Origin of the sequence: Desulfovibrio sp., assembly GCF_047607245.1 — a bacterium.
GTDB lineage: Bacteria > Desulfobacterota > Desulfovibrionia > Desulfovibrionales > Desulfovibrionaceae > Desulfovibrio.
Genome location: NZ_JASGDK010000011.1, coordinates 1 through 11739 on the forward strand (window position 1 = coordinate 1; position 11739 = coordinate 11739).

The window sequence follows — 11739 nt, forward strand, 5'->3', positions numbered from 1 at the left end:
CGGCGGCAAGCGATGGGCAAACCCGAACGCCATCTACAGTGCTGCGTGGATTCTCTCAAAAGCGCAAATTCTGCGAGAAGATCAGTTTTTGAAGAATCCACGCAGCACTGTAGATGGCGTTCGGGTTTGCCCATCGCTTGCCGCCGCCCGCCACTTGCTTATTTTCATACCTCAATGCTGCTGCCCTGCCCCCGTCTGCGCCCCTTTATCATCCGGGACAAGCCGCAGTCAGGGTGGAACTTTTCACCTCCAGAAACCGATTGATCCACTCAATCCATCATTCTCCACGTTTACGTGCAAAACTGGCAATGAGATCACCGAACGCCCTCTCCAGAGGTTGCTCGCACCAGCTCCTTACGCACAATATTCTGTATCAGCTCTCTCAGCCAGGCATGCCCCACGTCATTGTCATAGGCAGGATTCCACATCAGTGATAATTTTATTTTTCCAATTAAGCCTGGGGGATCGACGATGCGTAATGGATTTCTCCATGAGAGGTATTCAGCCATTGGCTCTGGGACGGTAAGAACATAATCGCCTTCCAGAACAGCTCGCAGTGCCCCATACACGAATGGAGTGATAATGTTATAGGATCTTTTTTGCGACCCTGCTTCCTTTAGTATGGAATCTATAAACGTTATTTCATACCCTGGCATGGGGAATGCGATATGCTTCCGCTCAAGAAATTCTTCAAGGGTAAAAATTTTTTTCCTAAATTTGCTCTTACTGCTAATAATGCACTTTAAAGATACTTCGCTGAATGACACTGCTGATAAATTTTGTACGGGGGAATATTCATAGAGGGCCATATCCGCGCGCGCATCAATGACATCCTGCAAGTATTTTTCATCGTGCGCCAGACTCTGCACCAAAATTTTTGTGGAAAACAATGAATCCGACAAAGCCGGGCTGACAAGACATGCCCCGAACGGTGACATTACCACCTTGAAAACGCGACGCGAGGTCAGAGGATTAAAAATTTTTGCATTTACAACCGACAACAGCCCCGGCATTGAATTTCGCAAGTGAGCCAAAATCCTTTGTCCGGCTTCGGTTAACTCGTATTTCCCCGCTCCTCTCACCAACAGTTCATCTCTGTAAAAAAGCCGTAACTTGTCAAGGGCCCTGCTTACTTTCGGCTGACTCATGCCCAGTTTCTCGGCAGATCTCGTTACGTGCTTTTCACTCAAGACAACATACAAAACAGGCAATAAATTCAGATCCACAGACAAAAGTTCATTCACTTTATACATTGTTTTGCCTCAAAGACAGCATAGGACAACCCAACATGCCAGACCCAGAGGACGCATTGTCTAACCGTGGTACATAGGGCCCGCTGTATGCCCATCGCCAATTAATTTCCATAGCGTGACACTATTGTAGAGGCGAAATATGACTCCAGGCTGCAAAAAAATTTCACGTTTATATCCTGAACGCATAGTAATCTTTCATATATAAGCGTGAATAGATTCGAACAGGTGCTCAAACCTATTCACGCTCAGCCACGGCAACCTTACGTCTTCACTGCAAGATATCCAGCCCCCGGATGACTAACTGGGAATGCCTACCCACGGGCACCCCCCTCTTTCATTTCCCCAATAAGACGCTGTAAAACTATGGCCTGCCTGGCGAGCTCCGCAGTGGCCTGTGCAGCCTGCCCCATGGCCTGAGCCGTCTGACTGGAAATGCTGGCAACATGCTCGACAGAACGGTTTATCTCTTCGCTGGCGGCGGACTGCTGCTCACTGGCGGTGGCGATAGAATGCACCTGGTCATTGGCCTGCTCAACAAGGCTGACAATAGATCTCAGAGCCTCCCCCGACTTATTGGCAAGCTGGGTAGCCCCTTCAATTGTGCTACTTGAGCGATCCACCTCTTCCATGCTTTTACGCGTGCCTTCCTGAATTCCGCTGACAACTGCCCCGACCTCATGAGTGGCTGTCATCGTCTTTTCTGCGAGCTTGCGCACCTCATCGGCTACCACTGCAAAGCCGCGCCCTGCATCGCCAGCCCGAGCCGCCTCAATGGCCGCATTAAGCGCCAAAAGATTTGTCTGGTCTGCAATATCAGAAATAACCCCCATAATCTGGCCGATGCCCTCAGCTTGCTTCGTCAATGTCACCATGTCTTCTTTAAGTACCTGAGATTGCTCATATACATTATTTATACCATCCACAACGCTCGCAACAATATCTTCCCCTTCCTTAGCTTGAGCGCGGGCGTTACCCGCAGTGGCTGAGGCATGCAAAGCATTTTGCGCAACCTCGCGGACTGTGGCGTTCATTTCTTCCATTGCGGTCGCAGCCTCGCTGACACGTTGCGACTGTTCTTCTGCGCCACGGCTAGACTGCTCAATCTGGGCTGAAAGCTCTTCAGAGGCAGAAGTGAGTATACTGACAACGTCCTCCAAGGAGCGTGCTGCCTGCATCATACCCTCAGCCTTGGCGCGCTCAGCCGCGGCCTTGGCTGCATTGGCTTCTTCTGTGGCGCGCAGGGCCTGGCGGGCCTGTTCCTCAGCCTCCGCACTTTTTTGCTCGGCCTCGGCTATTTTGTCTTTCATGGTGCTCACCATGTTCTGCATTACAAGGTAAACGCCACCTTGCTGTTTTTGCTGGCGAAATTTTACGTTCAGGTTGCCGCCTGCAATTTGACCTGCCACATCTGCCAGGTAACCGGGGTCTTCGCCAAGTTGCTTCATAATGCTGCGCGTCAGCAAGATGCCCAGACTGATTGAAAGCAGCATGCCCGCCACCAGAAAGGCGCAAATAAGCATGGTGGATTTATCGGCCAACGCGCTGTTGCCGTCCGACAATTTCTTGGCTTGTGATACCTTTAAGCCAACAACTGTATCAATAGCCGTTTCAAATCCTCTTACAATCGGAGGCGCATCTCGATAAAGTATCTCTTCCGCCTCCTTATGCTTGCCTTCCGCGTCAAGGGCAAATATCTTCTGCACCAATTCTCTGTACTTCAGACGGGCCTCTTTATAATCTTCAAGAGCGACTCGCCCTTCCTCTGTCAAAAGAGTTTTTTCAACCTGAGCAACATGTTTGTTGATTTCTTCTACAGACTTGTTGAATGCGTCTCGGTTGGCTTGCTGTTTTGCGGGGTCATCTGAATAAATGACGTCTCGGACGAGTATCCGTTGCTCTTGAAAACCCTGAGCCATCTCCAGCAAATTCAGCATGGGGGCTGTCGCCCTCTCATACAGTAAGGTATCAGCTTCATCCAGTTCCTTCAGTTCAAATACAGCCACTACCCCGACAAGTACTGTTATCATGGCCGTAAGAACGAATCCAATTAGCAGCTTAACTTGTAATTTCATCCCTGCTATGATGCCCATATACTTCCTCCCTCGGTTTATACTTCAGATATGTCTTATGTCGTGAGCCCCTTGCACTTATATTCAGACATGTGAGACATTTGAAATTCAACAGTTATATATAAAATTTGCAAAAAAAGGCGCAATTTTATCCCCCCCATTACACGTCTGCAATAAACCAGAATATATGCGACATAACTAAAAATTAACTACAGCATTTTTGTTTTGAATAATTCAACATGTGTAGTTTTTTAAACTATACCCCGCATGAAATATTTTTATTAAATGCATCTCGCGTGTTAATCTAAAAAATCTTAACACACATACAGTCATATTATATGCAGCGACAGAAGTTCAACACAGATCGTACCTTTCAATGGCACTCAACAAATGAACACAATATGCAATAATTACAGCATATTTATAAAAATCTCACAAATAGACCAATCACATATGATGAGTTGTCAGATAATTAATACACAGTGGCATAATTTAATGCTAATGCTAATTTTGCATTAAAATTATGCAACCTAAGCTAGTATTCATTTGAAGCCTTTCCGCTTATGTCCTGAAGAAATACGGCACGGGGCCAGACTACCTCTGGCCGCGCCAGCCCTGCTATGCCGTACTGGGCCACGGGCATACCCAAAAGTGGTATGGCATCATTATGGACGTGCCCCATCGGATTACTGGGCTTGGCGGGCACGGTGAGGTGAACACTTTCAACCTCAAGACATCTCCCATAACAGTGGTGGACCTGCTGGAAAAACGGGATTCCTAACAGCCTATCACTTGAACAAGAAATACGGGGTTTCCATTCTGCCCGATGGCTCCGTACCGGTGAAGGAAATCCAAGCCCTTCTGGACCGAAGTTACGAACTGACTAAAAATGTGCCCATGCGGTCTTCGCTCCCAGGCAGGAAAAAGGTTCGCATGGATCAGATATTCCAAGACTTCTGAGCCTTCCCCCAACGCCTGCTCTAAAAAATCGCACGCACGTAAAAATACAACGCAGCACACAGACATGACGGCAAACTGACTGTGCCCGTAACCGCACGGCCGTTCTCACGCTTGCTGCATGTCAAAAATGCACACAGCTGTACGGCCACACAGCATATCCACCTAAAATATAAAGATTTTTATAAAGTGGTCGGATTATTGCAAAATTACAGACGTTCTCCGACGCGGCCGCCCGCGTCCAACGCAACGCGCAAGCAAGCGAGGTAAGTATGACGCCTGTAATCTGGCTGCTGGGCCTTTCCGGCAGCGGCAAAACCGCCCTTGGCTCTCTTTTGCGCCTGTACCTTGAAGGACAGGGCATTAAAACCGATTTTATTGATGAAGGCAGATTTTGCCGCCAGACCGATATTGCCCCTGAAACGCGGACTACAGCCGTTGATGCTTTGCGCGATCATGTGTTGCAGCAGCACGCCCAAGGCCGGGTGTGCGTTGTTGCGGCCACGACCCCCTATGACTGCATGCGCCAGAAAAACCGCGAAATTCTGCCCCTGTATCACGAAGTGTGGGTTCGCTGCTCGCTGCAAACCTTGGTCGACCGCGATACCCGCGGGCTATACGCCAAAGCCGGGCACACGCACGTTACAGGACTGTGCGGCCTTACCGACACGTTTGATGAACCCCGTCATGCAGACCACGTAATAGATACTGATCATCGCAGTCTGGTGGAAAGCTATCTTCTTTTGCGCGATTTTGCCTTGAATGCTCTGGACGGCGCACGCCGTTGGGCCCGCATGGAGCAAACGCTGCTCGAAAGCCCGCAGGTTATTGTTGGCCAACAGCACAGCTTCGCATTCTAGAGCATTTTGCCTTTAACAACGCTTAGATGCTCTGATGGCTGGCGTTAAAAATATGAAGAATTTGCGCGCCCACACGGCGGGTGATTTGATGACCGGACAGACCAATACGCCGCCGCCACGCCCGGTGCGCAAGCTTTGTTTGATTTGCCGTAACTACAAAAGCTGTTGAGGCTGACAGAATTTTTCTCTGACAAATTTTTTCATAGACAAGACAATCCCCGGAAATCCTGACGCATCAGGATTTCCGGGGATTGGTGTTTTGCATCAGCCTTTTGTGGGCCGCCCGGGGTTGTGCCGCCGGGGCGTCATCTTCGCCCTATTGGGCCGCTGTGCCCGAAAACTGCTGGGAAATAAAGGTCGCGTAGTCGTCCGTCATGCCAGACACAAAGTCCAGCACGCGCAGGTAGGCCGTGTACAGGCACTCGCCCTCTGCTGGAGCATTTGAGCCCATAAGGGTCAGGGCGCGCGTTTCCTGATAAGACATGGGGTTCTTTTTGCTGAAATTAAAACAGGCCGGAATAAAAATATCCAACAGGCGCTTGTACAGCGTGTATGTGCCTATTTCCAGAGCGGTTTTCTGCGGGTTGTTCATGATCTTGCTGTTGAAAACCTCTTTGGCCGAAGCCATAAAATCTGCCACATCCTTTTCGGCATGCTTGAGCAGATCGCCCTGAAGCGTGCCGTTCATGATATCTTCATAGTTATCAAGAAATGTCTGTACCACCGAAGGTATGATGCACGACATGGCTCTGGTACGCAGCATGCCCGAACGCCGACGGTCAGAATCCATCGCGTTCAGACGGCCTGCGTCCATATCTTCGTCGCCCAGCAGCGGAGCCATCGCGTTCTTGATGTCCTGATAGGTAATGATGCGCAGCTCGCGCGCGTCCTCCATATCAATAATGCGGTAACAAATGTCATCCGCCGCTTCCAGCAGGTAGGAAAGGGGATGCCGCCGTGCGCGGTCGTCACGCATCAAGCCCAGCGTGGTGAAAATATCCGTAAAAATTGCCTGCTCTGCAGTGTAGAAATTGAACTTTCCACTGGACTGACCCAATGCCTCATGGGCGGAACGGGGATACTTTACAAGGCTGGCGAGCACAGGGAAGGTCAGCCGAAATCCTCCGGCATCCTTGTTGTTTTCAAGCGTGTTGATAACGCGAAAACCTTGGGCATTACCGTCAAACGCCTCAAAATCCGCCCGCTCCGCTGGCCGTAATTCTTTGAAGTAGTGCTCTGTATGGCCTGTGTCCTTGAACCAGTCGCGTATGGCTTCTTCTCCGGCGTGGCCAAAGGGGGGATTGCCAATGTCGTGCGCCAGGCAACCCGCCTGTATGATCTGACCAAGGTGGTCGGGAGTGAAGCCCTCCGGCAGGTGTCCTTTATCCGCCAGCGCCTGCCCAACCTGAAGGCCCAGCGAACGCCCAACGCAGCTTACTTCAAGCGAGTGGGTGAGGCGGTTGTGGATATGGTCGTTGCGCACCAGGGGGTGTACCTGGGTTTTTTTGGCCAACCGGCGGAAGGAGCTGGAAAAGATGATGCGATCATAATCCTGCACAAAAGGATTACGCACCACATCCAGAGGCGCAGAATCTTTGCCCTGACGGGTCTTGCGGTAAGGGGCCAGCAGGCGGCCCCATTGCTCTTTGCGGCTGCTCATAAATTCTCCTTCCTGGGCGGTAACATCACGGGGCGGCTTTTCAGCCTGCCCTTGCGCTGTATTTTTGGGGGCATGCAGGCGTACGGCAGGCAAAATCCGCAGGGCCGTCATGCGCGCAGGCAACAGCATTGCCGCAACTGTGCGAACAAAAACCAGCACAGCGCCGCATTACTTGCGCCATTGCAGTTTCAGGCCGAATACGCAGGACGGCACAGGTACGGCCGTGTCATTCCAAACTCTGAAAATGCGCGGCTATATGGTCCACAAACAGGCGTATACGCTTGGGCGGACGGTCACTGGGCAAGGTGAGGTTTATATCTATTTTCGTCAACTCCCAGTCGGGCAAAAGCTGAACAAGCCTGCCTTCTTTATCAAACGCTCTGGCAAGTTGAGGAATAAGTGTTGTGACCCCCTGATCGGCAAGCAGCAACTCCAGCGCCAGACCAATACTTTGCACGGTATGCCTTGGTTGCAAAGCCACGGTTTCCATTTGCCCTTGTTTTGAGCAGGTCACTACCGGGCGTCCGTCGCTGGTTTGCGCTATGAAGGGCAGGCGGGCCAGATCCCCCGGATGCTCAAGGCTGGGGTGTTTATCTAAAAATTCCTTGGTGCAGTACAGGGCAGGCTGCAAAGACAAAAGCCTTCTGACCTTGAGGTCCGGATACGGAACAGGGCCGGTTCTGATATCCAGATCAAAGGGTTCTCTGTGCAGGTCTTTCCACTCTGTCGAGAATACGGTGTGCAGGCTTACTTTCGGGTACTGCTCCACAAAGCCCCCCAAAGCGCCGTGCATGCAGCAATGGTACACAAAGGCCTCAACCGACATGCGTATGGGCCCGCCCGGTTCGGCCTGTTTTTGCATGAGCCTGTCTCTGACGCCATTCGCCTCAGCCATGATGAACTTGCAGCTCTCCAGCATTTCCTTGCCGTCTTCCGTCAATCCTGCGATGCGCGTATTGCGGAAAAACAGCTTCACACCCAGCGACTGTTCCATTGCCGCGATACGCCGTGAAAGCGTTGCAAGCGGAATACCCAAAGCCTCCGCAGCCTGGGTAAAGCTGGGGTGGTTGGCGGCCTCAAGAAAATACGGAATATCTGCCAAAAACTTTCGCATGCGTCTCTCATTTACAACAATATCATCATCGTATTTTCGTCATATATAAACATCTTTAACAATGATACGTAAGAACCATACGAAGTCAACGCAGAGCCCAAGCAGCCTATATTTACTGACAAATTCTGCTGTCAGAAGCCGCTCTGACCTGCAAAACCGCAATCGAGGGGACATATGAACGATGAAATTCAGGTGGACGAGAAACTCATTGAGGCTTTTCACCTTATGTTTGACCACTTTCCCGAGGGAGTGCAACTGGCCCACAAGTCTAAACGCATAGTCGCCCTGAATGCGGCCTGTAAGGCACTGGGAAGAGACGTGGGCATGGTCTGTGCAAAGCACGGCCCGGCAGAGGCACACAAGGGGTGCCTGGCGCACAAGGCGGTCAAAAACCATGCGGCAGCCTGGGTGAAGGGGGCTCAAGAGGGACCGGGCGGGCAGACACCAGTAATATTCTGGCTGCCGGTTGATGGCTACCCGGATTTCTTCATCCACTTCGGGGTGGGCTACATGAAGGACTACGCCCTGCCGCCGGAATTTGATGAGGATAAATAGAACAGGCCAACCCGGCTGGCAAAAGTGAGGCCTTCGTCTTAGAAGAATGGCTTCAAACTTTGCCTCAATATGAACGGCTTCTGCCAGAGCTTGCCAGCCAAAGCGCTGTGGCAGCCGGAACTGACCGGGATTAGTGTGGGAGAAGACCGGAAGGCAGCCGCATCGTGCCTTGATCCAGCCGCATACTCCCAAACAGCATCCCCCATCTTTCACCTGCCAGCAGCACGCGAAAGGTGGGGGATGCCATTATGTTCGTCTGTGCTGAGGCCGCGTCGCCGCAACCTCAAGATGAAGCCAAGCTGACGAAATTGCGGACTGACATCGGGCAATAAAGCTGCAACCGCAGCATCTGCCTGCCAGGTTCCTTGGTTGGCGCTTGCCTTGAAGGAAGCAGCCCGCAGAGGGAAGCCTAAACTGCTCCGCCGCCCTGCTTCATTTCGCTGATCAGCCCCTGAAGTACATTGGCCTGCCGTGAAAGTTCCAGAATGGCCTCGGAAGACCGATGCATATACTCGGCATTTTCACCGGAAATCCTGTCAACTTCGTCCAGACTGCGGTTTATTTCTCCGCTGGCGGCGGACTGCTCTTCCGAAGCAGCGGCGATGGCACGCACCTGATCCGTGGTCATATCCACCATAGACACAATCTCGGCCAGGGCCGCGCCGGATTGGTCGGCCAGTTCGCCAGCGCCCTGAATGCGGGATACCGTGCGGGTGACAACATCAATCGTCTGCGTTGTGCCTGACTGAATGCCACCAATGGCTTCTCCCACTTCACGGGTTGCCGTCATCGTCTTTTCAGCCAGCTTGCGCACCTCGTCTGCCACTACGGCAAAACCGCGTCCGGCATCACCTGCGCGGGCCGCTTCGATGGCAGCATTGAGAGCCAGCAGGTTGGTCTGGTCTGCAATATCGGCAATAACATTCAGCACCTTGCCTATGGCTTCGGCCTGAACGCCCAGTCCGGCCATGCCGTCCTTCATTTCTCCAGCCTGCTGCTGCACCTGACGGATATTGTTGAGCAGCTCCGTAACGGATGAAGACCCTTCCTGAGCCTTGTTTCTGGTCTGATCAGCGGTATCAGCAGCGTGGGACGAGCTTTGGGCCACCTCCAGCATGGAAGCGTTCATCTGCTCCATAGCAGATGCTGTTTCACGCACGCGGTCTGCCTGCTGTGTGGAGCCGTTGTTGGCGCTGTGGATGAGATCTGAAAGATTTTCAGAAGCAAGGTTGAGAGCCTTCACCACAGCCTCGAGCTGGTTTGCAGCGTAAAGCATGCCCTCGGCCTTGGCCTTTTCGGCGTTTTCCTTGGCTTCCTGAGCCTGTCGCATGAACACCTGCGCCTCGTCCCGCTCTTTTTGGGCCTCGGCAGTGGCCCTGCCCGTTTCTGCCCTGAACCCGGCCAGATTGTCTGCCGTGGCATTAAGAGCCAGCACCAGAGGCGTGAGGGAAGATTTTTTGCTGGCATCAAGCCTGGCGTCCAGATCATCAGAGCCCAACTGACGCGCAAAGGCGACGCACTGGCGCATAACGTTAAGGTCGCGGCTGGTCGAAAGAAAACCAACGCCGTAAATAGCCAGCATGGAAAGCCCCAGCACTATCCACATATTGGTCCGGCTTTGCTCGATCTGCTCCTGCATATGCTGCATTGCCGCGTCAAAACGGGCATTCATAGCCTTGTCAAACTGGCCGCCCTGTTCGCGGTAGGCCATAGCATAGGGAGTAGCCACCTTGGCATAGTCGCCGTAACTTTTATGGCGATCCTCAACCGGAACTTCCTTAAGCGGTAAAAGCACGTCTCTGCCGTTAGCAATGAAGCTGATGGCAGCTTTTTGGGCATCAGCTATGATCTTTTTTTCCTGGCTGCTGAACGGCATTGCTGCAAGCTGCTGAAAGCGGTTCTCATTGCGTTTGGCAATGTCGCTCTGCTGCTTGATATCTTTTTCCAGGTCGCCTCCCAGCATGGCGTCACGGGTGAGGCGGCTTACGTAGTTAATGTCCTTGGCTATTTCAAGACTGGTCATTTTTCCCACCACATCCACGTCACGCATCTGCGAAAAAGAACGGTTCAGGGTGGATACAGAGTCGAGGGAAAAGGCAAACATGACGGCAAGCGCCACGGCCCCAATAGTAATTGTCAGAAGAAATTTTCCACGCAAAGAAAATGAATTCATGGCTATACTGCTTGGCTAAGAGTTGAAAAAATTCGGCTCTTTTCTTAAAAATATATGCTAACTGCATTGACTGCAGATTGTGAGGAAAGAAGACGCCGTCGGCAAACGTCGTCAGTATTCTTGATTTACCGGGTTGTACAAAACAACATATTGGAGGAAATTTAGCAAGCTATAGGTCCCATTTTAACTACATAAAACTACTATAATTATTACTCCCCATATTTGGTATCCATAGTTGACATGCTCACTACCAATCATGCTGACATCCCACCCTTGTGACAAAGTCAGCTTTAGGATGCTGCACCTGCCCCACAAGCGGCTAAAAAAGCAGCCTATACCCCAAGCAAGTCTTGGTAAGAATCCACTCAATACTTCCCATTACGGCAGCGGTTTGCCCTGAGCTCAATCAGGATCATTTGGGTGGCATTCTGCCGGAATATAGCTAAACATATTAGCCAATAAGCCACAAAAAAAGCCCGCTCGGGCCAATCCCGGCGGGCTGCTTCTCCTGATGGCGCTCACAAAGCGCTATCAGGGGCCAACGAAGTCCTATTAGATCAGTAGGAGATGAGATATGTCAATATCAGTTTTCAGTTTTTTTAAATTCAAAGTAAAAAAGTATGAAATAAGGTCAAAATTAGAAATCATTCCTGCATATTACAACATGCCAAAATCAAAACATATTTACAGAAACACATGCTCAAATCAGCATTGAAATTGAAAAAGAGCACAAAGCGTGAGGGCACCGAGACCGGATAAAAACTCTCCCAAAGTTCGGCGAAAATATTTTTTGTTATAACATCAAGCATGTTACACTAAAGATAAACCATGCCTGGCAGAAGCATCTGCATAGACATCTTTGGCGCAGGTATTATCCCGGTCATAACCATAAAAAATACAGAAAGATAGTCACACGCAACTAGGCTCGCCAAATCTGCGCACAGCTCCCCCTACGCCCCATTGCAGGATATGGCGCCCCCATCATACAGGTTGCTGACTACAAGAAATGAACAATGAGGATGCACATAACGGCGAACAAAAGCATGCCCCAATGGATAAGGGTCGGCATGAAACCGACCCTGGAATGAGGAAAGGCAC

The 11739-nt window shown here is 51.1% G+C and carries 8 protein-coding genes; 3 read left to right on the forward strand and 5 right to left on the reverse strand.

The genetic code is table 11. The annotated features are described in order from the left end of the window. A partial coding sequence (locus QM579_RS01070; protein WP_414997383.1) for a hypothetical protein occupies positions 1 to 264 on the forward strand: 264 nt, incomplete at its 5' end. A gap of 50 nt (positions 265 to 314) precedes the next feature. On the opposite strand, the gene QM579_RS01075 is transcribed toward QM579_RS01070, so the two are convergent. Both QM579_RS01075 and QM579_RS01080 read right to left on the reverse strand, forming a co-directional pair. Next, a complete protein-coding gene (locus QM579_RS01075; protein WP_414997384.1) occupies positions 315 to 1253 on the reverse strand; it encodes a LysR family transcriptional regulator in 939 nt (312 codons plus the stop codon). Positions 1254 to 1564: 311 nt separating this feature from the next. Then, a complete protein-coding gene (locus QM579_RS01080) occupies positions 1565 to 3325 on the reverse strand; it encodes a methyl-accepting chemotaxis protein (RefSeq protein ID WP_414997390.1) in 1761 nt (586 codons plus the stop codon). Positions 3326 to 4551: 1226 nt separating this feature from the next. On the opposite strand from QM579_RS01080, the gene QM579_RS01085 reads away from it, so the two are divergent. Then, positions 4552 to 5139, forward strand: a complete 588-nt coding sequence (locus tag QM579_RS01085; RefSeq protein ID WP_414997385.1) for an adenylyl-sulfate kinase — start codon at positions 4552 to 4554, stop codon at positions 5137 to 5139. 316 nt (positions 5140 to 5455) lie between these two features. Here QM579_RS01085 and QM579_RS01090 read toward each other — a convergent pair whose 3' ends face one another. Next, positions 5456 to 6928, reverse strand: coding sequence for a deoxyguanosinetriphosphate triphosphohydrolase (locus QM579_RS01090; protein ID WP_414997386.1), 1473 nt, complete (start codon positions 6926 to 6928; stop codon positions 5456 to 5458). 97 nt (positions 6929 to 7025) lie between these two features. Further along, the gene (locus tag QM579_RS01095; protein WP_414997387.1) at positions 7026 to 7913 is read right to left on the reverse strand and encodes a LysR family transcriptional regulator; all 888 of its coding nucleotides are present in this window, start codon (positions 7911 to 7913) and stop codon (positions 7026 to 7028) included. A 174-nt stretch (positions 7914 to 8087) separates the two neighbouring features. Between QM579_RS01095 and QM579_RS01100 the strand changes: the two genes are divergently transcribed. Next, on the forward strand, positions 8088 to 8468 hold the full coding sequence (locus QM579_RS01100) for a hypothetical protein (RefSeq protein ID WP_414997388.1): 381 nt from the start codon (positions 8088 to 8090) through the stop codon (positions 8466 to 8468). A gap of 409 nt (positions 8469 to 8877) precedes the next feature. On the opposite strand, the gene QM579_RS01105 is transcribed toward QM579_RS01100, so the two are convergent. Then, positions 8878 to 10641: a methyl-accepting chemotaxis protein gene (locus QM579_RS01105; RefSeq protein ID WP_414997389.1), complete on the reverse strand. Its 1764-nt coding sequence runs from the start codon at positions 10639 to 10641 to the stop codon at positions 8878 to 8880. Positions 10642 to 11739 lie beyond the last annotated feature (1098 nt).

What these genes read in the sequence shown, in the direction of transcription:
- QM579_RS01095 (WP_414997387.1), bottom strand. Translation starts at nt 7,913, where the DNA reads ATGCGAAAGTTTTTGGCAGATATTCCGTATTTTCTTGAGGCCGCCAAC.
- QM579_RS01085 (WP_414997385.1), top strand. Translation starts at nt 4,552, where the DNA reads ATGACGCCTGTAATCTGGCTGCTGGGCCTTTCCGGCAGCGGCAAAACC.
- QM579_RS01090 (WP_414997386.1), bottom strand. Translation starts at nt 6,928, where the DNA reads ATGCTGTTGCCTGCGCGCATGACGGCCCTGCGGATTTTGCCTGCCGTA.
- QM579_RS01080 (WP_414997390.1), bottom strand. Translation starts at nt 3,325, where the DNA reads ATGAAATTACAAGTTAAGCTGCTAATTGGATTCGTTCTTACGGCCATG.
- QM579_RS01100 (WP_414997388.1), top strand. Translation starts at nt 8,088, where the DNA reads ATGAACGATGAAATTCAGGTGGACGAGAAACTCATTGAGGCTTTTCAC.
- QM579_RS01105 (WP_414997389.1), bottom strand. Translation starts at nt 10,641, where the DNA reads ATGAATTCATTTTCTTTGCGTGGAAAATTTCTTCTGACAATTACTATT.
- QM579_RS01075 (WP_414997384.1), bottom strand. Translation starts at nt 1,253, where the DNA reads ATGTATAAAGTGAATGAACTTTTGTCTGTGGATCTGAATTTATTGCCT.